The following is a 21562-nucleotide window of genomic DNA, read 5'->3' as shown; positions in this document are numbered from 1 at the left end:
GCCCCGGACAACCCCGGTGGCGGGCTTTCTCGTTTGGAGGGGACGCCATGCCTGTCGAGATCGATCTGATCGAAAACCTGGACGCGGTGAAGCGTGACATCGCGGACTTCTCCGACCGTCAGGTCCCGTTCGCCATGATGAAGGCGCTGAACCGAATCGCCTACACTAGTATGAGTGGACTCGAAATGATCGAGCGACACTCTTGACATCGCAACGTGTTATGTGGGAGATAGCTTGATTCCAACGTCTAGCGGGGCCTCCTGCCGGAAGCTGCCGTTTGGTCGGTCGGAACTGAGTAGGTATGTTTTTCTTCCAAAAAGAAGAGCCCAGGAAGACAAAGATCCCTGGGCCGAAGTTTGTGATTATGTGTCTGGCGCCTTCCTAGAAGAGGTGCCAGGCATGGGGTTTTTGCTTATGTGTCTGGCGCCTTCCTAGAAGAGGTGCCAGGCATGAGGTTTTTGCTTATGTGTCTGGCGCCTTCCTAGAAGAGGTGCCGAGCATAAAGCACAAGGTAGAGTAACGACATCAGCGCATGCTCTAAAATATGCGGATCCATCGTTCTCCTACCTTCTTGGGGGGGTAGTCCCCCACTATCGCGTTGCCACCAGATCATTTTGATGACAATGGTACAGGTTCGTTTTTTCATCGGTCACCCCTTTCATTGGGTGTTTGCCAGCACGCGAGTGTGATGGCAAAGGCACGACTCGCGGGTCATCGGGCCGGGAAACCTAACGAACCGCTGTACCTGTGATTGTTTTTAGCATCGAAGGGGTCTCCGAGAAGTGACCTTGGGCACAAAAGTGTGATGCGCGGCACATACTTGAACACGCGCCCGCTTTAGGATGGCTTCATGCGACCTTTGTGTACGTGCGTTTTGCCTAGATAACACGTCAAAAGCGAAGTACCCACCCCACCCCGCCCCGGACAATCCCGGTGGCGGGCTTTCTCGTTTGGAGGGGACGCCATGCCTGTCGAGATCGATCTGATCGAAAACCTGGACGCGGTGAAGCGTGACATCGCGGACTTCTCCGACCGTCAGGTGCCGTTCGCCATGATGAATGCGCTGACCCGGACGGCCAATGCCGCGAAGGACCGGGCGCGCGACGAGATCGACCGGGTGTTCGACCGCCCGACCAAATACACCCGCAACAGCCTGTTCGTCCGGGCCGCCCGCAAAGCCCGCCTTGAGGCCAGCGTCAACATCAAGGACTTCGCGCCCAAGGGCACGCCCGCGTTCAAGTACCTCGCCCCCCAGATCGAGGGCGGCCCGCGCCGGGAAAAGCGGTTCGAGCGCGCCTTGCAGGCGGCCGGGCATCTGCCGCGCGGCACCCGGGCGGTTCCCGGCGAGGGCATTGACCTGGATCGGTCCGGAGCGGTCAGCCGGGGACAGATCACCAAGATCCTGTCCTATCTGCGGGCCTCGCCCGATCCGATGCAGAACCGGGGCGCCACGGCGGGCAGGCGGGTGCGCCGTCGGGATCAGTATTTTCTCGGGCGCCCCAAGAACCAGCCCGACTTGCCCGAGGGTGTGTGGAAGCGGGAGCGCAGTCGGTTGGTGCCGACCCTGGTGTTCGTGCGCCGCGCGGAATACCGGCCGCGCTTCGCCTTCGCCGACATCATCCACGGCACGGTCGAGGATGAATTCGGGGGGCACTTCCGCGATGCCCTGCACGAGGCGCACGCGACCCGGCGGGACTGACGCGCGGGTCCTTCCGGGGGAAAGGCCGACACGGGCTGTTCGAACCGTGCCCCTTCGCGCGTGGGTCGGGGGTTGAAAAGGCTGAATTCAGGGGCGTCCTGTCGTGAACTCGGGTGAAGTCATGCCAACCCTGGACGCCACATTGCAGACCATGACCAAGGGCGACTTCGCGCGCTTGGTCGGGCGGGCGCCGTCGGCGGTGAGCAACTGGATCGCGGACGGCAAGCTGTCCGGGGCGGCTCTGGACGGTCCCGGCCGATCGGCCCGGGTGGTGGTACCGGAGGCCCTGCGCCAGCTGGGCATGAAGCTGGACGTGCGCCAGCAGATGGCGCAGGCCCGGCCGGTGGACACCGGGGCCTTTGCTCCGTCCGCCCCGATCCAAACGCCCACGCGGGGTGCCGCCCGAGGCGGTGTCGGCGATGCCCAGGAGCGGCTCGCGGCCGCGAAGGCGGAGCGCGAGGAGCTGGCCCTGATCCGCGAGCGCGCGGAGGCCAAGGCCCGGGACGGCGCGTGGCTGCCGACGGCGGAGGCCCGGGCGGAGTTCGCGGGCGTGCTGCACCGGACCATCCGCACCACGGAGGTCTGGTTGCAGGTGGAGGCCCCCCAGGCGGTGCTGGCCGCGCTGGTGCCGGAGGACGTCGACGCCCTGGCCGAGCGCCTGGGTACCACGCCGAGCACGGTGCGCGGCGTTCTCGCCGCCCTGGGCGTCGATCAACGGGCGCTGGGCGTGGTGCTGCGCGACGGCTACCGCGACCATCGGCGCCAAACGGCCGAACGCGCGGGCGCCGAAGCGGACGAGGAACCCCAGTTCCTCGACGATACCGACCCCGAATAGGACCCAGCACCATGGGCATGGATCTGTTTCCGCTCGCCAATCCCCGGCGCGTGGCGCTGGAGGCGTTGGCCTCGGTGCTGACCCCGCCGCCGCCGATCGACCTGCCGGCCTGGGCGGAACACAACATCGAGTTCGGCTCGGAAAGCCCGTTCCCCGGGCCGTTCTCGCTGGACCGGTTCCCGTTCTTCCGCCGCATCCTGGAGGTGCTGAGCCCGGATCACCCCGCGCCCTTCGTCGTGCTGCGCAAATCGGCGCAGATCGGCGGCACGGTGCTGGCCCAGACCGCCATCGCGGCCGTTTTAGAACTGGTGCCCTGCCACATGCTCTATGTCCACCCGAACGCCGGCAACGCCAAGAAGTGGCTGCGCCGCAAATTCCGCCCCATGGTCAAGGGCACGCGCCTGAACGCCGCCATGCGGCCGGAGGGGGCGCGGGTCGGCCATTCCTCCATGGCGTGGGAGCGGATCGACGAGGCCGGCTCGCTGCAGTGCGCGGCCGCCGAAAGCCCGAACGACCTGTCGATGGCGTCCTATCCCTATCAGGTGCAGGACGACATCTCGAAGTGGCCGCAGGACAACGGCGCGGGCGACCCGCTGACCCAGGCGGACAGCCGCACCAGCAGCTTCCTCAAGTTCGGCGGCAAGATTTTTCGGGCGTCCACGCCACTGGTCTCGCCCGGTTGCCGGATCACCGACGCCTGGAAGGAGGGCACGCGCGAAAGCTATCACGTCGCCTGTCCGCACTGCGCCGGGCTGCAACCGCTGACCTGGGAGAACATGGTCGCCGCCACCACGGACGGGGCGGACCCGCACTTCACCTGCCTGCACTGCGGTTGCACCATGGAGGAACGGCACCTGCCGCTGATGATCGACCCCAAGCGCGGGGCCAGGTGGGTGGCGGAGAACCCGGCGGCGGCGTCCTATTGCGTCTCGTTCGACCTGTGGGCCGCCTATACGGCCATCAAGGGCTGGCGCGATCTGTGGCGGGCGTGGGAGCGGGCCAAGGGCGACCCGCGCGCCGAACAGGTGTTCTACAACGACTGGCTCGGGCTGCCGTTTCTGGTCGTCGGCGCGGCTCCCGAGTGGGAGGCCCTGCGCGACCGGGCGGAGGAAACCGGCTTGCAACGGGGCGTGATCCCGCCGCGTCATCCGATCCTGACCCAGGGTGTGGATTGCCAGGAGGACCGCACCGAGGTCCAGGTGACGGCCTGGGGCCCGCAGTTCCGGCGCTATGTGGTCGATTACGTGGTCATCGACAGCCCGATCACGGACGCCGAGGGACAGCGCCGCCTGACCGAGCAGCTGAACCGCGCGTATCACGACGTCTGGGGCAACCCGCGCGCCACCGACATGATGGCCGTGGACGCCAACGCCTACACCAACGACGTCCACGCGTGGCACCGCAAGCTGAAGTCGGGCCGGGTCATCCTGGTGCGCGGTCGGGGCGGCGACAACGTGCCGCCGCTGGAGCGGGTGAAGTGGGAACGCAGTGCGGCCGGCAAGGTCGTGAAATCCTCGCGGCGTTGGTACAACGTCGGCGTCTCGGGGCTGAAAGCGAGTTTGTACGCGGCCCTGCGCAAGGCCGATCCGCTCGACCTGGGCTATGTGGGCTTCGCCAAGGGATTGGGCGATGCCCTCTTCGAGGGCCTGACGGCGGAGGTGCGCAAGGAGGTCCGGCGCAACGGCGTCATCGCGTGGCAGTGGATCCTGCCGCCGGGCAAGCGCAACGAGGCCTTGGACACCGCGAACTACTGCTATGCCGCCGCGTTCAAGATGGGCGTGTTCGTGCGCTCGGATCCGGCCTGGGAAGAGCTGATCGCCGAGCGCGACATCGAGGCCGTCCAGGGGCAGGCCGACCTGTTCGGCGGGGCCGCCGATGCGGCGCCCATGGCCAAGCCGACGGCCCGCACCCTGACCAAGCACACCCGGTCCCTGGCGGATCGGCTGGCGTAAGGATCTCTCACATGACCGAGACGGCGACCCTCCGGGCGCGGCTGCGCGCGCTGGAGACGGCGAAGTATGCCCTGCTGGCGGGGGAGGCCGTGGCCTCGGTGAGTCACGACGGCAAATCGGTCAGCTACAGCCGGGGTGATCTGGCGGCGATCAACGCCGGGATCGCGGAGATCAAGGCGCAGTTGGGCATGGGCCGCCGCCGGGCGGTCGGGGTGAGGTTCGGATGACGATCATCAACGCCGATGGGTCGCCCATGAAAGCGGCCGCGCAAGCCTCCGTCACCGCCTATCAGGCGGCGGACCCGATCAGTCAGGATCTGGCCGGGTGGGCTCCGGCGCTCGGTTCGGCCGACGCCGACCTGCTGCCGGAGCGGGTCGACATCGTCGCGCGCATCCGCGATCTGGTGCGCAACAACGGTTGGGCGTCGGGCGCGGTGCGCCGGGAGCTGGACACCGTGATCGGCGCCGGCCTGCGCCTGTCCAGCAAGCCGGACTATCGCGCCCTTGGCTTGTCCGCCGATTGGGCCGCCGAATGGTCCGATCAGGTGGAGGCGCAGTTCCGCCTGTGGGCGGACGATCCGGCGCGCTGGTGCGATGCGACCCGGCATTACACCCTGGGCGGCCTCTTCGGCATGGCCTACCGGCATTATGTGATCGATGGCGACGCCCTGGCCGTCCTGCAGTGGCGCGACCACGGCGCGGGCTTCGCCACCACGGTGCGGGTGATCGACCCCGACCGGCTGTCGAACCCGCACGACACCATGGACACCGAGACCCTGCGGGCCGGGGTGGAGCTGGACGGCTGGGGCGCGGCGACCGCCTATCATATCCGCAAGCGCCATCCCGGCGATTGGTTCACGGGCGGCCGCGACGCCTATGCCTGGGAGCGGATCCCGCGCGAAACCCCCTGGGGCCGCCCGGTGACGGTGCATTTTTACGACAAGGAGCGGGACGAGCAGTCGCGCGGCGTCGGCCGAACGCCGCGCCGCCGTGGTCGCCGATATCCTGCTGGATCACCGCCTTCAGATCACCCGGCGCAAGGAGTTCATGGCCGGCGAGATTCTGGCCACGGGCATGGTGACGGTGGAGGGCGAGGATTATCCCAAGGTCGTCGTCGACTTCGGGCGCGACCCGGCCCTGACTCAGGCCAAGACCGGCGCGGCCCGCTGGGGCGAAGACGGCGTGGACCCGATCCAGGACCTGGAGGACAACGCGGCCCTGACTCAGGAGAAATCCGGCCTGCCGGCGACCGAGGTCACGTTCTCGCCCAAGGCCTGGACGCTGTTCCGCGCCCATGAGCGGGTCGAGCGGCTGCTGGACGTGCGCCGTCAGACCAGCGGCTCGGCGGAGCTGGGACCGATCGCGCGCGGCGGCGACACGCCGAAGCAGCGCTATGTGGGCACGATCGGGGACTTCGATTTCTGGGTCTATGACGATCTGGCGGAGGCCGACGACGGCGCCACGCTGCACCTGATGGCCGAGTATCAGGTCCTGCAGGTGGCCCCGCAGGTGGCGGGCGTGCAGGCGCATGGGGCCATCCGCGATCCGCGCGCCGGCTATCAGGCGCTGGAGTTCTTCCCGAAGAACTGGATCGAGGAGAACCCGTCCGCCGAGTTCGTCATGACGCAGTCGGCCCCCCTGGTGGTGCTGCCGCTGCCGAACGGCACCTGCAGCCTGACGGTGCGCTGATGGCGGCCGCCAAGACGCGCCGGGTGGAGGCGCGGATCACGCTGATCGGCGGCGATCCGCGCACGCCCACCCGCACCCCGCCCGGCGGCACGCTCGAGCTGCCGGCGGCGGAGGCCGAAACCCTGGTTGCGCGCCGGTTGGCGCGGTGGGCGAGTCCCTCTGGGACGTTGCCCCTGACCGGAGGCGACGATGCCGTGGGATAGCCTCGCCGCCGGATTGGCCAGGGCCTGCCTGGGGACCTTCGGGCGGCCGGTGACGGTGCGCTGCCTGGATCCGGACACGGGGGATTACGGCCCGCCGCAGGAGATCGTCGCCATCTTCGACCGTCCTCCCCAGGCCGTGGAGGCGGGCACCAGCGTGCCCGTCTCCGACAGCCGGCCGTGTCTGTGGTTGCGGCTGGCCGACTGCCTCGTGGCCCCCGAAGCCGGTGACCGCGTCGTGATCGATGACGCCGCCTGGACCGTCGCCGAGGCCGTCCCCGACGGCACAGGCAACGCCCGCCTCTATCTGCATGAGGGATAGGTCGTGACATCCACTCCACGGGAAACGATCCGCCGCGCGGTGCGCACCGCGCTGCGCGGGGCGGACGACGCACCCCCGGCGACCGACGCCGGGCGGACGGTGTTCGCCTCGCGCTGCACGCCGCTCGCGCCCCGGCTGCTGCCGGCCATCCTGGTCTACACCCAATCGGAACGGCGCGACCGCGACCGGGGCGGCGGGGTGATCCAGCGCCACCTCGACGTGGTGGTGGAGGTCGCCGCCCAGGGCGAGAACGCCGACGCCGGCGTGGACCGCCTGTCCATGCAGGTCGAGGCCGCCCTGGACGCCGATCCCACCCTGGGCGGGGCGGTCCAGTCCATCGCCTGGGAGTCCAGCGAAGCCGACTATGACGGCGAGGGCGCCCAGGCCACCGCCGGCCTGCGCCTGACCTTCACGGCGGTCTACGCCACCGTGCCGCCGGAGGACGACGACGGGCCGTTGCCCGCCGGGGTCTATGCCTCCTGGGCGCCGGACATCGGCCCGCCGCATGAGCCCGATTATGTCGATCTGGCCGACACCCCACTGCCGGATGTGAGGCCCAACGATGGAACGCGCGGCCCCGAACCGTGACCTGACTGACCTGGAACGCCGTGTGGCGAACGTGGTCCGCTTCGGGGTGGTCTCCGCCGCCGATTACGCCCGCGCCCGGGTGCGGGTCACGGCGGGCGCGATCACCACGGGCTGGCTGCCGTTCGTCACCGCGCGGGCGCACGACCATGTGACCTGGTGCCCGCCGGAGGTGGGCGAGCAGGTGGTGGTGGTCGCCCCCACGGGGGACCTGGCGCAAGGCGTGGTGATCGGCGCGGTGTACCGCGATGCCTATCCGGCGCCGGAAAGCCGGCCGACCCTCGACCGCACGGTCTACGCGGACGGGTCCACGGTCGCCTACGACCGGGAGGCGCACGCTTTCACCCTGGATGTGGTCGCGGCCGGGTCCATCCGCCTGCGGGTCGGCCCCTCATCCCTGGAGATCGACGCCGACGGCATCCGCCTCGAGGCCCCGCGCATCGATCTGAACTGAGTCGTTCGATCTGGCCAAAGCCGGCCCACGCCCCCACCCGACCGCCCACGACAGTATGCTTTGGGGGGGGGCGGGTGGGGGCGTGGGCCGGTGCCGCATGCAAAAGGACTCGTCTCTTATGCCTGCCGTAACCCGGCTCGGTGATTTCTGCACCGGGCACGGGTGCTGGCCGTCGCGTCCGAGCACCGGCGCCAGCCCCGACGTCTTCGCCAACGCCATCGCCGTCCATCGCGAGGGCGACGCCTGGGCGCCGCACACCTGCCTCGCCATTCCTGAGACCCACGCCAGCGTGCTCGCCCACGGATCCGCCACCGTGTTCGCCAACGGGCGCCAACTGGGGCGCATCGGCGATCCGGTCGTCTGCGGGTCTTCGGTCGCCGAGGGCAGCGACACCGTCTTCGCCGGAGGCTGACCCCATGCGCGGCATGTCCAACGCCAGCGGCCGGACGCTCTCCGGCCTCGACCACCTGCGCCAGTCCGTTCACGACATCCTGACCACCCGCATCGGCACCCGCGTCATGCGCCGGGACTACGGCTCGCGCCTGCCCGCGCTGATCGACGCCCCCATGACGCCGGCCCTGGCCATGGACCTGTACGCCGCCACCGCCCAGGCCCTGCGACGGTGGGAGCCCCGCCTGACCCTGCGCCGGGTCGCCATCACGGCGGCGGAGCCGGGCCGCGTCACCCTGTCGCTCACCGGCCTGTACCGGCCCGATGGCCGGACCGTCACCCTGGACGGCCTTGTTCTGGAGTCCTCATGACCGCCGAACCCCGCATCGACCTGTCCCGCCTGACCGCGCCCGACGTGGTCGAGGCCCTGGACTTCGAGACCATCCTGGCCGCCCTGAAGGCGGACTTCGTCGCGCGCTATCCGGCCTTCTCCGCCGATCTGGAGAGCGAACCGGTCCTCAAGCTGCTGGAGGTCGCCACCTACCGCGAGCTGCTCGTGCGCGCCCGCGTCAACGACGCCGCCCGCGCGAACCTGCTGGCCGAAGCCACGGGCGCGGACCTGGATCATCTGGCGGCCCTGCTGGCCACGGCACGCCGGGTGATCGTGCCGGCGGATCCCACCACCGATCCACCGACCGAGGCCGTGCTGGAGCCGGACGACGAGCTGCGCGCCCGCGCCCAGCTGGCCATGGAATCCCTGACCGTGGCGGGCTCCGAAGGCGCCTATCGCTATCACACCCTGGCGGCGGACGGCCGGGTGCGCGACGCCCGTATCGACAGTCCGGTGCCCGGTCAGGTGCGCGTCACCGTGCTGTCGCGCGAGGGCGACGGCGCCGCCCCGAACGACCTGTTGACCACCGTCGCCGCCCATCTGTCGGCGGACGACGTCCGGCCCCTGACCGACACCGTGATCGTGCAGTCCGCCACCATCGTGCCGTGGCGGTTGGAAGCGGTGATCCACTGCTACCCCGGCCCGGCGGCCGCCCCGGTGGTCGCCGCCGCCCGCGCCGCCGCCGCGCGGGTCGCGGCCGACCTGCACGCCCTCGACCACGACGTCACGCTGTCCGCGCTCTACGCCGCGCTGCACCAGCCCGGGGTGCAGCGGGTCGATCTGATCGCGCCCACGGCGACCGTGGTGGTGGGGCCGAGCGAAGCGCCCTGGTGTGTGAGTGTGACCGTCACGGAAGGCCCGCCCGATGTCTGATCGCCTTCTGCCGCCCAATGCGACCGCTCTGGAGCGCGCGTTAGAGGACACCACTGCCCGCCTGGACGCGGTCCCGGCCGAGGTGATCCGCACCCTGTGGGATCCCTGGGCGTGTCCGGTTGATCTGCTGCCGTGGCTGGCCTGGGCCTGTTCGGTGGATGAATGGGACGATACGTGGCCCGAAGCGACACGCCGCCGGGTGATCGCGGACAGCTACAGCGTGCATGCGGTCAAAGGCACCGTGGGCGCCGTCAAACGCGCCCTCGCGAGCCTGGGCTACGACACGACGCTGATCGAATGGCCCGAGGATGATCCGCCGGCCGAGCCCTACACGTTCCGGATTGAGGTGGACGTGATGGGCCACGCGGTCACCGCCGGGACCTATGCCGAGATCGAACGCACCGCGCGCGCGGCGAAGAACGTCCGCTCGCACCTGACCGGGATCCGCGCGGTCGGGCGGGTGGATGCCGCCGTGTACGCCGGCGCCTTCGTCATCGGCGGCACCGGCGGCACCGTGCTGCCCTGGACCCCGCCCGAGATCACCGTGTCCGGCCGGTCCTACGCGGGCGCGGCCGTCTCCATGGTCTCCACTCTCACCGTTCATCCCGCCCGGGAGGGCGCCTGACCATGGCCGAGTACTACGGCATCCTCACCGCCATCGGGGCCGCCAAGATCGCCAACGGGCTCGTCACCGGGCAGGCCGTCGAGCTGACCCACATGGCCGTGGGCGACGGCGGCGGGGCGCCCGTGATCCCGACGGAGGACCGCACCGCTTTGGTGCGCGAGGTCTACCGCTCGACACCCGCCAGCATCCACCGCACCGACGCCGACGCGGCGGTGTTGGAGGCCCTGTTGGTGATCCCGCCGCAAACCGGCGGCTGGACCATCCGGGAGGTGGGGGCCTTCGACGCCGACGGCGACCTGATCCTGCTGGCCAACTGGCCGGAGACCTACAAGCCGGTGATTGCCGAGGGCGCTTCGAACGACATGGCCCTGAAGATCCAGGCTGTCGTGGGGTCCACCGCGAACATTGAGCTGAAGATCGACGCCAGCCTGCAGTTCGCGACGCAGGCGTGGGTGCTGGAACGGCTCCCCGGCTACGCCACCACGGCGAAGGCCGGCCTTGTGGAACTGGCGACCGAGGCGGAGGTCCGCGACGGCGCCGACGCCGAACGCGCCGTCACACCCGCCGCCCTGTCCGCCCGCACGGCAACCACCACCCGCACCGGCTTGGTGGAGCTGGCGACCGTCACCGAGGCCCGCGCCGGCACGGACGCCACGCGCGCCACCACACCCGCCGGCACCGCCGCGCACGTCTCCGCCCGGCTGGCCGCCGACCGCGCCGACCGCCGGGCCTTCACCTTTTATATGGGGCAACTCTGACATGGCATCCGGACGCCTGGGGACGGCGGCGCCGCCCGCCGACACCGACACCACCGTGTACACCGTGCCCGCCGACACCGTGGCGACGCTCAACGTCGCCGTCGTCAACCGGGGCGACGACGCCGCCACCGTGCGCGTTGCCGTGACGCCCGACGCCGCCCCGGCCGATGCCGACTGGATCGAATACGACGTCGTGATCCCGGCCGGCGGCGGGGTCCTGGAACGCTCCGGCATCGTGGCCGGCCCGGGCGAGCGCGTCATCGTCCGCGACGACGCCGGCACCTGCACCTATCGCATTCACGGCTTTGAGGGGAGCGCCTGACCATGGGCCGATTCTTGAGCGAGAGCCGGGCAAGCCTGAGCCCGGACACCGTATGGGCCCTGTCGGCCGACGGCAAACCGGTCGGCGCCGGATACATCGGCCTGTTCGGGGCCGGCCGGTGGACCGTGTTCGTCGAGCCCGGGGAATACGAATGGACCGTCCCGACGGGGGTGACCCAGATCCGGGCGCGCGTCGTCGGAGGTGGCGGCGGCGGGTGCGGCGGAAACACGACACTCGAGTACACGGGAACCGGTGGCGCCGGTGGCGGCTATGCCCACGGCGTGTTCACCGTCACGCCCGGCCAGACCCTCATCATCACCGTGGCCGCCGGAGGCATCGGCGGTCGGGAGAATACCAACACTCTGCCGCGCGCCGGCGGAACGTCCTCGGTGGGCGCCCTGATCTCCGCCACGGGGGGCAATCCCGGGGTGTGGATCACCGGGTCCGAGACCCCGCCCACGGGCGGCATCGGCGTCGGGGGCGATGTCCAGGCAACGGGCGGCGGTGTGGCGCAAGGCGCCGGTGGCGGAGGTGGCGCCGGGTCCCAGCTCGGCGACGGCGGCATGGCGCGTGGAAGCGGCGGTGGTGGGGTCGTGCACGGGTCCTACGCCCAGGCTGGCGGGAGTGCCTATGGCCCCGGGACCACGCATCCCGGCCCCAATGTGTTGGGGGACGCGTTGTCCTCCGCCACCGACAACCCGCTGTCCCAGCCGCTGCGGTTCCCGTTCGAGGCCTTCACCGGCCGGGGCGGCGGAGGCGGCACGGAGCAGGCGCACCGGGACGGCCAGAGCGGCGGCGGGGGCATTCGGGGCGGGGGCAACGGGGGCCATGGCGGCGGCGGGGGCGCCGGTAATCCCTCCCCGGCGGGCGTCGGTGGGATTGGTGGCGGCGGCGGCGGCAACATCAAACCGGACAAATACGCCAAGGGCGGGGCCGGCGGCCCCGGCCTCGTCGTGCTGGAGTACTGAGCCATGACGACCTACGCCCGCATTCTGAACGGTGTCGCCGTGGATGTGACCACGGTTGACCCCTTTACCCGGTTCCATCCCCTGATCGCGGCCGCGTTCGTCGTGGTGCCCGACGACGTGGTGCCCGGCGCCCTGCTGGATGGCGACGAATGGACGGCACCGCCTCCGCCGCCGGATCCCGAACCGGAGCCGGAGCCCGCCACCCCGCTGGAACAGGCCCGCGCCGCCGTCCTGTCCGCCGTCGAGGCCCGCAAGGCCGAGATCCTGGCCGCCGGATACCCGGTGAAGCAGGCCCGCGCGAGCCTGCATGTGGCCGTGCACGACGCCGGCCGCGCCGACCTGGGCGGCATGGCGATCACCGCGCTCGCCGCACACGCCGGCACCGTCGCGTGGCCCGCCGCCTATGCGCAGGGCTGGATCTCGAAAGAGAACATCCGGATCCCGCTGCCCGACCCGGGCGACGGGCTCGCCCTCGCGGCCGGTGTCGGCGGTTGGTACGCGGCCGTCGTCCAGCACGCCCGCGACCTCAAGGACGCCACCCTCGCGGCCGAGGACACGGCCGCCCTCGATGCCCTCGATCCGGAGATCGGGTGGCCGAAAGCCTGATCCGGCCGCCGGATCGTTCCACACAAAACCGAAGAGAAGCCCCCGTCGCGGCTGGCCGTCCACAGGAGATAACGGCGCTTGCAATGGGCCTTGATGGCTTTGAGCGCGGCCGAGGGTTAGATCGGGTCAATCTAACTCTCGGCCGCGTGCATAACACGCGTGTCCGCGATCTAATCGCCGTCGTAGGGGTCGCTGAACGGGTCCCCGCTCCGGTCTGGCTCGACGCTTGGACGGAGCCTCGTCGCCCGCTTAACATCCACCTTTGGGCTTACTGCGTTCCTTAATCTTTTCGAATGTTTCCCAATGGAGTCGAACGCCAGCCGCTTCTTCGGAGTTTAAAAACTCAACACCAACTCGTTCATAGACATGGCAAATGGCCGCAAGATTCGCGGCGGTCAGTCGCGTTTCTTTCGGGCAAGCCTCGGCCCGGCGGATGGTGTTTGTGCTGACCTGAGCCGCTTTAGCGACCTCGTCAACGGCAACGCCGATCAGTGCGCGAGCGGCACGAAGCTGAGGGCCGGTGGTCACTTTTCACCCATGTTGTTAGATATTGACCATTCTGCGATGGGATGGTAAATTTCTTACCACGTGGGCAATTTTTAATCAAGAGCCCTGCCCTCGCGGCAGCGTTGCCGCTGGGGTCCGGGGACGGGACAGAAGATTGGCGTCGAAGCCCGCCCCCGGACGAATCGGCCCCGGTTACCAGCCGGGGCCTCACCATCAAAGCCCTTTACGGAGGCACTGATGACTAAGATCAACCCTAACAACGGCACCACTCTCGTGCCATTCGATTTCGAAGGGGCGACGGTTCGCGTGCTCGACATCGACGGTGAGCCCTGGTTTGTCGCCAAGGACGTGGCCACGGTGCTGGGTTACTCCAATCCGCAGAAGGCGGTTCGGGACCACTGCAAAGGCCCGCGCCCGGTCGGGGGGAACGAATCGTTCCTCCCCTTGGACCGGCCGGTGGGGGTGAACGAATCGTTCACCCTGGATCGGCAGACCGTCATCATCCCGGAGCGCGACGTCTACCGCCTCATCATGCGGTCGAACCTACCGAGCGCCGAACGGTTCGAAGAATTGGTAGTGGGAGACATCCTGCCCACGATCCGCAAGACCGGCTCCTACGGCATTCCCCGTATCGACGTGCGCGATCCCAGCCAACTGAGCCAGATCGCCATTCAGTTGATCGAGGTCAACAAGGAGCTGACCGTGCGGGCCGAGCGCGCCGAGCAGCAGGTTGAGGCCGCGAAACCGAAGACACAGTTCTATGACAAATATGCTAATGCCGACGGGCTCTACAACCTCCAGAACGCCGCTCGCGTGCTCTGTCAGGGGCCGAATAAGTTCGTCGGCTGGCTGAAGCAGGGTTATCTGTTCTACCAGGGCACGGCGCTCGTCCCGAAAGTGAAGTATCGGGAAATGGGTGTCTTCGAGGTGAAGGCGACCGTCGTGGACGACAAGGCCCGCTACCAGACCTTCGTCACGCCGAAGGGCATCCAGTATCTCGCCAAGAAGCTCGGTGTCGACCGGCTTCCGCTTGAGGAGGCTGCATGATGCACACGACGCGTCGAACGTTCGTTACAGGGACCGCTCTCGCTGCCTTTCCCACCGTTGCCCTTCCCGCTCTGGCCCTGGAGCCGGGCCCTGACGCCGCAGCCTCCCAAGCCGAGCCTGATCCCGACCTGGAGGGCATGGCCGTGATGCAAATCGGTGGCCGGCGTCTACTGGTTGACCTCACCCAACCACCGCAGGTCGGCGACGAGGTGGTAGCGCTGGTGCCTCAACGTGGAACGCGCGACCGTACCTTGGAGATCGTCCGCGCCGGTCCCCGAGAGGTTGATTACGCGCTCCCTCACGGTGTGCGGTCCGTCTTCCGCCGGGACCGTTGGTGTGAGGCCGTCGGTCGGGTGGTCGGCGGATAGGTCAGCGCAAACAACGTACCGCAAACAGCACGTTAAAGGGCCTCCTCTTGGGGGCCCTTTCTTCTCCCACCGTCGGACAATGGCGTGTCCGGGTCAGAATCCGTCTTCATCGCCCCGGAGGCTACGGCACTGCCGCGCCGGTCCGGTGTGTCTGACCCTGTCCGCGCATCCTGTCATCCGGCCCCCGGTCCTGTCCGACCGTCGGGGCTTTTTTTGTGCCCAAAGGAGGCCCTTCGTGCCCGAACAGTTCCTCCATGGGGTCGAGGTCGTCGAGATCACCGACGGCCCGCGCCCCATCCGCACCGTCACGTCCGCCGTCATCGGCCTTGTGGGCACCGCGCCCGAGGCCGACGCGGACGCCTTCCCGCTCAACGCGCCCGTCCTGGTGGCGGGTTCCCGCACCGAAGGGGCCAAGTTGGGCACCGCCGGCACCCTGCCGGCGGCCCTCGACGGCGTCTTCGACCAGATCGGCGCCCTGGTGGTCGTGGTCCGGATCGACGACGGTGCGGACGAGCCCGCCACGCTGGCCAACGTCATCGGCGGGGTGAACGCGGAGACCGGCGCCTATGAGGGCGTGCATGCCCTGCTCGCCGCCCAGACCACCCTGGGGGTGACCCCGCGCATTCTGTGTGCGCCCGGCTGGACGCACCAGCGGCCGGACGTGGAGGGCACCGCCACCGCGAACCCGGTGGTGGCCGAGCTGCTCGGCATCGCCCAGCGCCTGCGCGCCGTGATCCTGGCCGACGGTCCCAACACCACGGATGCCGCCGCCATGGCCTACCGGGGCGATTGGGGCAGTGCCCGGGTCTATGTGATCGATCCGTGGGTGCGGGCCTCGCGCGAGGGCGCGGTGGTCACGGAGCCCGCCAGCGCCCGCGTCGCCGGCCTGATCGCGCGCATCGACAACGACCGGGGCTTCTGGTGGTCGCCGTCGAACCAGACCATCAACGGCATCGTCGGCACCGCCCGGCCGGTGGACTTCGCCCTGGGCGATGCCAGTGCCCGGGCCAACGTGCTCAACGCCGGCGAGGTCGCCACCCTCATCCGCGAGGACGGCTACCGCCTGTGGGGCAACCGCACCTGTTCCGACGATCCGCTGTTCGCCTTCCTGTCGGTGCGGCGGACGGCGGACATCATCCAGGATTCGCTGCTGCGCGCCCACCTGTGGGCCGTCGATCGCAACATCACCAAGACGTACCTGGAGGACGTCGCCGAGGGCGTGAACGCCTATCTGCGTTCCCTCCAGGCGCAAGGGGCGATCCTGGGCGGGCGCTGTTGGCCGGACCCCGACCTGAACAGCCCGATGAACATCGCCGACGGCAAGGTGTTCTTCAACTTCGACTTCACCCCGCCGTATCCGGCCGAGCACATCACATTCCGCTCGCATCTGGTGGCGGATTACCTTGAGGAGATCCTGTGATGGCCCTGCGCCTTCCCACCGTCGTGCATAAGATGAACCTGTTCGTGGACGGGCAGGGCTACGCCGGGCAGCTGGACGAGGTGACGCTGCCCAAGCTGACCATCAAGACCGCCGACTACCGCTCGGGCGGGTTGGACGCGCCGGTCGAGATCGACCTGGGCATGGAAAAGCTGGAGATCGGCTTCGTGGTCGCGGGCGTGGACGCGGACCTGTTCCGCTCGTTCGGCGTTCTGGGGCGCGACGGCGTGCCGCTGACCCTGCGCGGCGGGTTGACGCGTCAGGGGGGCAGTGACGTGCAGTCGGTGGCGCTGACCCTGCGCGGCACGTTCCGGGAGCTGGACCTGGGCACCTGGAAGCCGGGCGAGCTGACCACCCTGACCGTCGCCGGGTCGCTGACCTACTACAAGGTCGCCATCGCCGGGGCCGCCCTGGTCGAGATCGATGTGCTGAACATGGTCCGCATGATCGACGGCACCGACCAGCTCGCCGCCCTGCGCGACGCCATTGGGATGTGACGGAGGATCGGCCGGCCCCGAGGGGCCGGCCTTTGGCCAATGCGGGGCCCCGGCCCACCAATACCCCCCAGTCGGGCCGTTTGGTGCCCTGCCACCCGCGTTCAAAGGAAACCGTTATGTCCGAACCGACCACCGAACCAACCACGTTGGCCCTGACCGTGCCCGTCACCGTCGACGGGCGCACCCTCTCCACCGTCACCCTGCGCCGTCCCAAGGTCGGCGACCTGCGCCGCATGGACCGCGCCGGCTCCGGCGATCTGGACAAGACCTTGTGGCTGATCGGCTCCCTGGCCGACCTGACCCCGGCCGAGGTCGACGAACTCGACGCCCGCGATCTGGCCACCATCGGCGAGGTGGTCGCGGGTTTTACCGGGACGGCGGTCTGAGCCCCGCCGCCTGCCGGGCGGCCATGGCCGACATCGCCGCCGTGTTCCACTGGCCGCCCGACGCCCTCGACGCCATGCCCCCCGAAGAGCTGATCCAATGGCACGCCCTACCTGATCTATCAGAACTGGGACGCCATCGTGGCCTACTTCACCGAGAAGTTCGCGGGCATTTCGGCGGCGTTCGAGGACGGGTTCCTGAACGGCATCGTGAGCGTGCTGGCCGCGTTCAACCCGGTGCTGATCCTGGCCGACACCATCGACGGGTTGGTCCAGTATCTGTTCGGCATCGACCTGTACGCCGTCGGCGCCGACTTCATCGGCGGCTTGTGGGACGGCGTCCGGGCAAAATGGGACAAGTTCCGGGCGTGGCTCGATCAGGCCGTCCAGAAACTGACCGGCATGCTGCCCGGTTGGGTCAAGGAGCAGCTGGGGTTTGAGGACGCGGGCGACACCTGGACGGCCCCGCCGCCGAGGCCGGATCCCGCGGGGTCCGAACCCGCCGCGTTCGGCGCGGAGCGGTATGGCATCGTGCCTCCCTCGGAGCGGCCGGGCGCGCCCGGCGACACACGGCCCCTGACGGATCGGGTGATGGGCGCCACGCGCGGCACCCTGGCCCCCGCCACCGGCGCCGCCCTAATCCTGGGCGCGCCCGTCGCGCCGCTGGAGACCGGGCCGGACGCCCCCACACCGCAGATCCAGACGGAGACGGTCGAAATCCACGGGCCGCAAACGCCGGGATCGGCGGGGGTGCCCGGGCGGGATGGGCGCCCGGCCGGAGCGGCCGGCGGGCCCTCCGTCACCACCACCGTGCATCTCACCGTCAACGGCGCCGTGGAGCCCGATGCCTTGCGCCGCACCGTCGAAACGGCCGTCGAGGACGCGGTGCGCCGCGCCCTGGAGGACGCCCGCGACGCCCAGGCGGCCGACGAACGGGCGAGTTTGTATGATTAGGAGGGCGTTCCCGTGGCCAATCGCATCCTGATGGCGCTGGGCGAGTTCCGGTTTGCGGTCGGCACCGCCGCCTTCGACCGGCTCCGCCGCGTGCGGTCCTACACCTGGGCGACGCAAGACCGCTTCGGCCGGCTGCCGGCGGCGCAGTTCACCGGCCCGGCGCTGCCGACGCTCGACCTGGAGGGCACGCTGTTCCCCGGCTTCGGCGGTGGGCTGTCCCAGATCGACGCCATGGCCGACATGGCCGCCGCCGGGGAGCCGCTCGATCTGGTCGACGGCACCGGCGGCGTGCATGGCCTCTGGGTCCTGCTGGAGGTCGGGGACACCCGCACGGTGTTCCTCGACAACGGCGCGGCCCGGCGCATCGACTTCCAGGCCCGTTTGCAGATGTACGGGGAGGACGCCGCATGAGTGCCCTGTACCGCACCCGCGACGGCGACACCGTGGATTGGATCTGTTGGCGCCACTACGGCACCGCGTCCGGCCCGGTCGAGGCGGTGCTGGACGCCAACCCGGGCCTTGCCGCCTACGGGCCGTCGCTACCCGCCGGACTCCTCATTACATTGCCGGATCGCGCGGCCCCGGCCGCCGCCTCCGTCGTGCGGATTTGGGACTGACCATGACCCCGGACGTCGCGCTGCACGCCAATGGCACCGACATCACCGCCGCCATCCGGGACCGTCTGCTGTCGCTCACGGTCCAGGACGAGGCCGGGGTGACGTCGGATCAGGTCACGCTGAAGCTGGACGACCGCCCGCTGTCCGGCGGCCGTCGCGCCGCCCTGCCGGAGATCGGCACCCGCTTGACCGTCGCCCTGGGCGCCCGCGCCACCGGGCTGGTCGAGACCGGCACCTACATCGTGGACGAGATCACCTACAGCGGCCCGCCGGAGACCCTGACCGTGCGCGCCCGTCACGCCGATATGCCGGGGCCGTTCCGCACGCCCGCCACCCGATCCTGGGACGCCACCACCCTCGGCGACATCGCCCGCACCCTGGCGGCGGGGTTCGGATACACGGCCGTCGTCTCACCGGCCCTGGACGCCATCGCCGTGGATCACGCCGACCAGACCGAGGAATCGCCCATGGCCTTCCTGAATCGGCTGGCGGAGGCGCACGACGGCATCGTCAAACCCTGCGCTGGTCGGCTGGTGCTGGCACCCAAGGGCACCGCCAAGTCCGTCTCCGGCCAACCGCTGCCGGAGCTGCGCCTGCGCCCGCGCGACCTGTCGACCTGGAGCTACACCCACGCCGCCCGCAAGGATCCCGGCCAGGGGGCAGGTCAGGGTGACGACGGCGGCACCCAGGCGGAACATTGGGACCTGGGCGCGGCCGAGCTGCGCACCGAAACCGCTGGCACCGAGCCCCGCACCGCCGTGCGCTACACCCGCGCGACGGACACCGAGGCCGTCGCGACCGCCCGCGCGACCAAAGCCCAGGGCGACCGCGCCAAGGCCACCTTCCGCGCCACCCTGCCCGGGAACCCCACCGTGGCGGCCGAACAAAAGCTGGTGCTGGAGGGCATCCGGCCCGGCATCCCGGCCGCGTGGCGCATCGCCAAGGTGACGCACACCCTCGACCGGTCCGGCTTCATCACCCGCCTGGAAGCGGAATTGTTTACGGGCACCTGACCCGGGCGCCATTCCGAAACCGCTGCCTCTGTTCGCGCCCCGCCCCGTGCGGGGTGTTTGTGTGTCTGGAAGGACTCCGCCATGCCGAGCAAGACCCTCGACACCCTGACCGGCGCCACCGTGGCGTCCGCGCCCGGCTGGGCGCCGCCGCTGGCCGTGGTCAACCAGTGGCTCACCTTCGCGAGCCTTTTGGTCGGGCTCGCCTTCCTGTGCTGGCGCTGGTGGCGGGCGTGGCTGCGCGAGCGGCGCGTCCGCCGGGACGTCCCCCGATGAGGGCCGTGGTCCGCGCGGCCCTGAGCGCCGCCGGCCTGGGCGCGGGGGCCATCGCCGCCGCGTTCATCGGCCCGCACGAGGGCCTGTCCCTGACGGCCTATCAGGACAGCGTCGGCGTGTGGACGCTCTGCCGGGGCCACACCGAGGGCGTCCGCCCCGGCGACACCGCCACCCGGGCCGAATGCGAGGCCCTGTTCGCGTCCGAGGTCGGGCGGGTCCTGGCCGACGTCGACGACCGGATCGTGGTCGACATCCCGGACGCCTCGCTCGCCGCCCTCACGTCTCTGTGCTTCAACACCGGGCTCGGCACCTGCGCGCCCGTCCTCCGGCGCGTCAATGCCGGGCGCCTGGGCGCCGCCTGCGACGCCATCGCGCTGTACGTCTATGCGGGCGGGCGCGACTGCCGGGATCCCGCGTCCAACTGCCGGGGCATCGTGGAGCGCCGCGCCGCCGAACGCGAGCTGTGCCATGCGGGCCGGACGGGAGAGAGCGCACCATGACCGCCCTGTTGCGACTCACCCCCTGGCTGGGGCTGGCCGCCGTCCTGATCGGCGGCGGGTGGTGGATGCGGAGCGTCCAGGCGGAGCGCGACACCCTCGCCGCCCAGGTCGAGGGCCTGCGGGCCTCCGTGGCCGCGTGGGATGCCGCCTATGCCGACGCGGAAGCCGATCAGGCCGCCGTGGTCGAAGCCCTGTCCCGCGCCCATGCCCAGACCGCCCGCCTTATCGAAACCCGCGCCGCCACGCTGGAGGCTCTGCGCCATGCCCAAGACCCGGACGGACGCCTGGACGATCCTCTGCCCCCTGCTGCCGCTGCTCTTGTTCGTCGGCTGTACGCCCACCCGGACGGCGCCGACTGACCCGCCGCCCTGCGCCTGCCCGGCCATCCCGGCCGAACTCCTCACCTGCCCACCCGGCGCCCCCGAACCCACGCCCACCCTGCGCGGCCTGCTCGAAGCCCTGACCATCGAACGCACCGCCGGGGAGACCTGCCGGGCTAAGATGCGGGCAGTCCTCAATTTCAGAGATTCAAAATAGATGCGGCAAAAACCGTCATTCAAACTCTATTCTTCAAGCTTGCACTGCATCATTATGCCCGCTGCAACAAGCGGGTTTCTTCCAACCATGTCGCTAAAGCTCGGATCGAATCTATGGCTCGCGATGTTTGGGATGATTTTAGATCCATACTTGACTAAGCATTTACAGTAACTATCAGTATTCGATCCTCCCTCATAGCCCGTACAGCTATCTATATAAACATTGTTTGAATTTAAATTTGTGACATACACATAAAGACCTCGCGAGATAATGGGCAGGAAGTGATTGCCACACCCTCCGAGTTTATCAAATGTTTCCTGCCCTGCTGAAAATGCCGATGCTTTCTGGATCGTTTCTGAATTTTGACGTATAGGATCTTGATTGCTAAATGGATTTCCAGTCATCTCGAATACGGTCGCTTGCACAAAAGAACTAACTTCGGATTCTTCATCTTCAGAAATTCCAAGGGGGCAATTTTTTTTAAAAGCTGACGAAAAGAAACCTCCTATAAAAACTGTTTCTCGCGGACCAAGCGTGTTCGTGCAGCCATTTCTAAGTGCGCTGAGTGTTTCTCCAAAGTTATATTCAGAGTAATAATTAGAGGCGCCTGAGTTGCAATTTTGAGCGTGCCCTGTATTTGAAAAACCAAATAAAAAAGACACGGCGAGGACTAATCGAAAAAAACGCATCGTCGGACCCCATCAGTAAGTTAGAACCGGCATAGGCCAGTCGGCTGCGCCTGCCAACGGCGCTCGCGCGA

General features: G+C 69.0%; 31 protein-coding genes and 2 pseudogenes. 31 read left to right on the top strand and 2 right to left on the bottom strand.

Translation table 11 applies throughout. The features are described from left to right. Positions 1–47 precede the first annotated feature (47 nt). The 19 genes and pseudogenes from GGD82_RS04460 (at position 48) to GGD82_RS04375 (ending at position 12668) form a co-directional block, all read left to right on the top strand. Positions 48–206 carry a hypothetical protein gene (locus GGD82_RS04460; RefSeq protein WP_170284501.1) on the top strand — a complete coding sequence of 53 codons (159 nt, stop codon included), beginning with the start codon at positions 48–50 and terminating at the stop codon, positions 204–206. 758 nt (positions 207–964) lie between these two features. Then, positions 965–1699: a hypothetical protein gene (locus GGD82_RS04455; protein WP_150064225.1), complete on the top strand. Its 735-nt coding sequence runs from the start codon at positions 965–967 to the stop codon at positions 1697–1699. A gap of 103 nt (positions 1700–1802) precedes the next feature. Beyond that, positions 1803–2534 carry a hypothetical protein gene (locus GGD82_RS04450; protein ID WP_150064226.1) on the top strand — a complete coding sequence of 244 codons (732 nt, stop codon included), beginning with the start codon at positions 1803–1805 and terminating at the stop codon, positions 2532–2534. A gap of 11 nt (positions 2535–2545) precedes the next feature. Next, a complete protein-coding gene (locus GGD82_RS04445) occupies positions 2546–4486 on the top strand; it encodes a phage terminase large subunit family protein (RefSeq protein WP_150064227.1) in 1941 nt (646 codons plus the stop codon). An 11-nt stretch (positions 4487–4497) separates the two neighbouring features. Further along, positions 4498–4713, top strand: coding sequence for a gpW family head-tail joining protein (gene gpW, locus GGD82_RS04440; protein WP_150064228.1), 216 nt, complete (start codon positions 4498–4500; stop codon positions 4711–4713). Next, positions 4710–5450: pseudogene (locus tag GGD82_RS21540) on the top strand (phage portal protein); the annotation flags it as partial. The gene gpW and the pseudogene GGD82_RS21540, both read left to right, overlap by 4 nt. Beyond that, entirely contained in the window at positions 5416–6174 is a 759-nt protein-coding gene (locus tag GGD82_RS21000; protein ID WP_281292777.1) for a major capsid protein, read from the top strand. The pseudogene GGD82_RS21540 and the gene GGD82_RS21000, both read left to right, overlap by 35 nt. Continuing rightward, a complete protein-coding gene (locus tag GGD82_RS04430; protein WP_150064231.1) occupies positions 6174–6377 on the top strand; it encodes a hypothetical protein in 204 nt (67 codons plus the stop codon). Before GGD82_RS21000 ends, GGD82_RS04430 begins: the two co-directional genes overlap by 1 nt. Next, on the top strand, positions 6364–6696 hold the full coding sequence (locus GGD82_RS04425) for a head-tail joining protein (protein WP_150064232.1): 333 nt from the start codon (positions 6364–6366) through the stop codon (positions 6694–6696). The genes GGD82_RS04430 and GGD82_RS04425 overlap by 14 nt, the downstream gene beginning before the upstream one ends. 3 nt (positions 6697–6699) lie before the next feature. Then, positions 6700–7284, top strand: coding sequence for a hypothetical protein (locus GGD82_RS04420; RefSeq protein ID WP_150064233.1), 585 nt, complete (start codon positions 6700–6702; stop codon positions 7282–7284). Next, positions 7259–7735 (top strand): phage baseplate assembly protein V, encoded by a 477-nt coding sequence (locus GGD82_RS04415; protein ID WP_150064234.1) that lies wholly within the window; start codon positions 7259–7261, stop codon positions 7733–7735. The genes GGD82_RS04420 and GGD82_RS04415 overlap by 26 nt, the downstream gene beginning before the upstream one ends. 118 nt (positions 7736–7853) lie before the next feature. After that, complete coding sequence (locus GGD82_RS04410; RefSeq protein WP_150064235.1) at positions 7854–8147, top strand: PAAR domain-containing protein; 294 nt, start codon at positions 7854–7856, stop codon at positions 8145–8147. Between the two features lie 4 nt (positions 8148–8151). Next, positions 8152–8496: a GPW/gp25 family protein gene (locus tag GGD82_RS04405; RefSeq protein ID WP_150064236.1), complete on the top strand. Its 345-nt coding sequence runs from the start codon at positions 8152–8154 to the stop codon at positions 8494–8496. Further along, the gene (locus GGD82_RS04400; RefSeq protein ID WP_150064237.1) at positions 8493–9389 is read left to right on the top strand and encodes a baseplate assembly protein; all 897 of its coding nucleotides are present in this window, start codon (positions 8493–8495) and stop codon (positions 9387–9389) included. The genes GGD82_RS04405 and GGD82_RS04400 overlap by 4 nt, the downstream gene beginning before the upstream one ends. Continuing rightward, on the top strand, positions 9382–10014 hold the full coding sequence (locus GGD82_RS04395) for a phage tail protein I (RefSeq protein WP_150064238.1): 633 nt from the start codon (positions 9382–9384) through the stop codon (positions 10012–10014). The genes GGD82_RS04400 and GGD82_RS04395 overlap by 8 nt, the downstream gene beginning before the upstream one ends. Before the next feature lie 2 nt (positions 10015–10016). Continuing rightward, entirely contained in the window at positions 10017–10772 is a 756-nt protein-coding gene (locus tag GGD82_RS04390; protein WP_150064239.1) for a phage tail protein, read from the top strand. 1 nt (position 10773) lies between these two features. After that, positions 10774–11094, top strand: coding sequence for a hypothetical protein (locus GGD82_RS04385; protein ID WP_150064240.1), 321 nt, complete (start codon positions 10774–10776; stop codon positions 11092–11094). A 2-nt stretch (positions 11095–11096) separates the two neighbouring features. Continuing rightward, positions 11097–12062 (top strand): glycine-rich domain-containing protein, encoded by a 966-nt coding sequence (locus GGD82_RS04380; RefSeq protein WP_184013228.1) that lies wholly within the window; start codon positions 11097–11099, stop codon positions 12060–12062. Between the two features lie 3 nt (positions 12063–12065). After that, a complete protein-coding gene (locus tag GGD82_RS04375; protein WP_150060842.1) occupies positions 12066–12668 on the top strand; it encodes a DUF4376 domain-containing protein in 603 nt (200 codons plus the stop codon). Positions 12669–12917: 249 nt separating this feature from the next. Here the strand turns inward: GGD82_RS04375 and GGD82_RS04370 are convergent, their stop codons facing one another. Next, complete coding sequence (locus GGD82_RS04370) at positions 12918–13196, bottom strand: helix-turn-helix domain-containing protein (protein ID WP_150060843.1); 279 nt, start codon at positions 13194–13196, stop codon at positions 12918–12920. 216 nt (positions 13197–13412) lie between these two features. On the opposite strand from GGD82_RS04370, the gene GGD82_RS04365 reads away from it, so the two are divergent. From GGD82_RS04365 to GGD82_RS04310, 12 genes and pseudogenes are all read left to right on the top strand, one after another. Next, the gene (locus GGD82_RS04365) at positions 13413–14222 is read left to right on the top strand and encodes a BRO family protein (RefSeq protein ID WP_170284131.1); all 810 of its coding nucleotides are present in this window, start codon (positions 13413–13415) and stop codon (positions 14220–14222) included. Between the two features lie 603 nt (positions 14223–14825). Beyond that, a complete protein-coding gene (locus GGD82_RS04360; RefSeq protein ID WP_211364683.1) occupies positions 14826–16010 on the top strand; it encodes a phage tail sheath subtilisin-like domain-containing protein in 1185 nt (394 codons plus the stop codon). Then, positions 16010–16525: a phage major tail tube protein gene (locus GGD82_RS04355; RefSeq protein ID WP_150060845.1), complete on the top strand. Its 516-nt coding sequence runs from the start codon at positions 16010–16012 to the stop codon at positions 16523–16525. Before GGD82_RS04360 ends, GGD82_RS04355 begins: the two co-directional genes overlap by 1 nt. 116 nt (positions 16526–16641) lie before the next feature. Continuing rightward, the gene (locus GGD82_RS04350; RefSeq protein ID WP_150060846.1) at positions 16642–16911 is read left to right on the top strand and encodes a phage tail assembly protein; all 270 of its coding nucleotides are present in this window, start codon (positions 16642–16644) and stop codon (positions 16909–16911) included. A gap of 23 nt (positions 16912–16934) precedes the next feature. Continuing rightward, a pseudogene (locus GGD82_RS21360) lies at positions 16935–17003 on the top strand (GpE family phage tail protein); the annotation flags it as partial. 46 nt (positions 17004–17049) lie between these two features. Further along, entirely contained in the window at positions 17050–17862 is an 813-nt protein-coding gene (locus GGD82_RS04340) for a hypothetical protein (RefSeq protein WP_246163718.1), read from the top strand. A gap of 12 nt (positions 17863–17874) precedes the next feature. Next, positions 17875–18273 carry a phage tail protein gene (locus GGD82_RS04335; protein WP_211364684.1) on the top strand — a complete coding sequence of 133 codons (399 nt, stop codon included), beginning with the start codon at positions 17875–17877 and terminating at the stop codon, positions 18271–18273. Beyond that, the gene (locus GGD82_RS04330) at positions 18270–18479 is read left to right on the top strand and encodes a tail protein X (protein WP_150060849.1); all 210 of its coding nucleotides are present in this window, start codon (positions 18270–18272) and stop codon (positions 18477–18479) included. The genes GGD82_RS04335 and GGD82_RS04330 overlap by 4 nt, the downstream gene beginning before the upstream one ends. Positions 18480–18481: 2 nt before the next feature. Further along, the gene (locus tag GGD82_RS04325) at positions 18482–19492 is read left to right on the top strand and encodes a phage late control D family protein (RefSeq protein WP_150060850.1); all 1011 of its coding nucleotides are present in this window, start codon (positions 18482–18484) and stop codon (positions 19490–19492) included. A gap of 81 nt (positions 19493–19573) precedes the next feature. After that, positions 19574–19765 (top strand): hypothetical protein, encoded by a 192-nt coding sequence (locus GGD82_RS04320; RefSeq protein WP_150060851.1) that lies wholly within the window; start codon positions 19574–19576, stop codon positions 19763–19765. Next, positions 19762–20265 (top strand): lysozyme, encoded by a 504-nt coding sequence (locus tag GGD82_RS04315; protein WP_150060852.1) that lies wholly within the window; start codon positions 19762–19764, stop codon positions 20263–20265. The genes GGD82_RS04320 and GGD82_RS04315 overlap by 4 nt, the downstream gene beginning before the upstream one ends. After that, positions 20262–20624, top strand: coding sequence for a hypothetical protein (locus tag GGD82_RS04310; RefSeq protein WP_150060853.1), 363 nt, complete (start codon positions 20262–20264; stop codon positions 20622–20624). Before GGD82_RS04315 ends, GGD82_RS04310 begins: the two co-directional genes overlap by 4 nt. A 204-nt stretch (positions 20625–20828) precedes the next feature. Here the strand turns inward: GGD82_RS04310 and GGD82_RS04305 are convergent, their stop codons facing one another. After that, positions 20829–21491, bottom strand: a complete 663-nt coding sequence (locus GGD82_RS04305) for a hypothetical protein (protein ID WP_150060854.1) — start codon at positions 21489–21491, stop codon at positions 20829–20831. Positions 21492–21562 lie beyond the last annotated feature (71 nt).

The organism is Roseospira marina, assembly GCF_014197855.1.
Lineage (GTDB): Bacteria > Pseudomonadota > Alphaproteobacteria > Rhodospirillales > Rhodospirillaceae > Rhodospira > Rhodospira marina.
Note: the sequence above shows the minus strand (reverse complement) of the source record. Positions and strands in the feature narration are given on the sequence as shown.

What these genes read in the sequence shown, in the direction of transcription:
- GGD82_RS04425 (WP_150064232.1), top strand. Translation starts at nt 6,364, where the DNA reads ATGCCGTGGGATAGCCTCGCCGCCGGATTGGCCAGGGCCTGCCTGGGG.
- GGD82_RS04445 (WP_150064227.1), top strand. Translation starts at nt 2,546, where the DNA reads ATGGGCATGGATCTGTTTCCGCTCGCCAATCCCCGGCGCGTGGCGCTG.
- GGD82_RS04380 (WP_184013228.1), top strand. Translation starts at nt 11,097, where the DNA reads ATGGGCCGATTCTTGAGCGAGAGCCGGGCAAGCCTGAGCCCGGACACC.
- GGD82_RS04355 (WP_150060845.1), top strand. Translation starts at nt 16,010, where the DNA reads ATGGCCCTGCGCCTTCCCACCGTCGTGCATAAGATGAACCTGTTCGTG.
- GGD82_RS04415 (WP_150064234.1), top strand. Translation starts at nt 7,259, where the DNA reads ATGGAACGCGCGGCCCCGAACCGTGACCTGACTGACCTGGAACGCCGT.
- GGD82_RS04375 (WP_150060842.1), top strand. Translation starts at nt 12,066, where the DNA reads ATGACGACCTACGCCCGCATTCTGAACGGTGTCGCCGTGGATGTGACC.
- GGD82_RS04310 (WP_150060853.1), top strand. Translation starts at nt 20,262, where the DNA reads ATGACCGCCCTGTTGCGACTCACCCCCTGGCTGGGGCTGGCCGCCGTC.
- GGD82_RS04350 (WP_150060846.1), top strand. Translation starts at nt 16,642, where the DNA reads ATGTCCGAACCGACCACCGAACCAACCACGTTGGCCCTGACCGTGCCC.
- GGD82_RS04330 (WP_150060849.1), top strand. Translation starts at nt 18,270, where the DNA reads ATGAGTGCCCTGTACCGCACCCGCGACGGCGACACCGTGGATTGGATC.
- GGD82_RS04320 (WP_150060851.1), top strand. Translation starts at nt 19,574, where the DNA reads ATGCCGAGCAAGACCCTCGACACCCTGACCGGCGCCACCGTGGCGTCC.
- GGD82_RS04325 (WP_150060850.1), top strand. Translation starts at nt 18,482, where the DNA reads ATGACCCCGGACGTCGCGCTGCACGCCAATGGCACCGACATCACCGCC.
- GGD82_RS04455 (WP_150064225.1), top strand. Translation starts at nt 965, where the DNA reads ATGCCTGTCGAGATCGATCTGATCGAAAACCTGGACGCGGTGAAGCGT.
- GGD82_RS04460 (WP_170284501.1), top strand. Translation starts at nt 48, where the DNA reads ATGCCTGTCGAGATCGATCTGATCGAAAACCTGGACGCGGTGAAGCGT.
- GGD82_RS04315 (WP_150060852.1), top strand. Translation starts at nt 19,762, where the DNA reads ATGAGGGCCGTGGTCCGCGCGGCCCTGAGCGCCGCCGGCCTGGGCGCG.
- GGD82_RS04390 (WP_150064239.1), top strand. Translation starts at nt 10,017, where the DNA reads ATGGCCGAGTACTACGGCATCCTCACCGCCATCGGGGCCGCCAAGATC.
- GGD82_RS04410 (WP_150064235.1), top strand. Translation starts at nt 7,854, where the DNA reads ATGCCTGCCGTAACCCGGCTCGGTGATTTCTGCACCGGGCACGGGTGC.
- GGD82_RS04305 (WP_150060854.1), bottom strand. Translation starts at nt 21,491, where the DNA reads ATGCGTTTTTTTCGATTAGTCCTCGCCGTGTCTTTTTTATTTGGTTTT.
- gpW (WP_150064228.1), top strand. Translation starts at nt 4,498, where the DNA reads ATGACCGAGACGGCGACCCTCCGGGCGCGGCTGCGCGCGCTGGAGACG.
- GGD82_RS04395 (WP_150064238.1), top strand. Translation starts at nt 9,382, where the DNA reads ATGTCTGATCGCCTTCTGCCGCCCAATGCGACCGCTCTGGAGCGCGCG.
- GGD82_RS04405 (WP_150064236.1), top strand. Translation starts at nt 8,152, where the DNA reads ATGCGCGGCATGTCCAACGCCAGCGGCCGGACGCTCTCCGGCCTCGAC.
- GGD82_RS04430 (WP_150064231.1), top strand. Translation starts at nt 6,174, where the DNA reads ATGGCGGCCGCCAAGACGCGCCGGGTGGAGGCGCGGATCACGCTGATC.
- GGD82_RS04365 (WP_170284131.1), top strand. Translation starts at nt 13,413, where the DNA reads ATGACTAAGATCAACCCTAACAACGGCACCACTCTCGTGCCATTCGAT.
- GGD82_RS04385 (WP_150064240.1), top strand. Translation starts at nt 10,774, where the DNA reads ATGGCATCCGGACGCCTGGGGACGGCGGCGCCGCCCGCCGACACCGAC.
- GGD82_RS04400 (WP_150064237.1), top strand. Translation starts at nt 8,493, where the DNA reads ATGACCGCCGAACCCCGCATCGACCTGTCCCGCCTGACCGCGCCCGAC.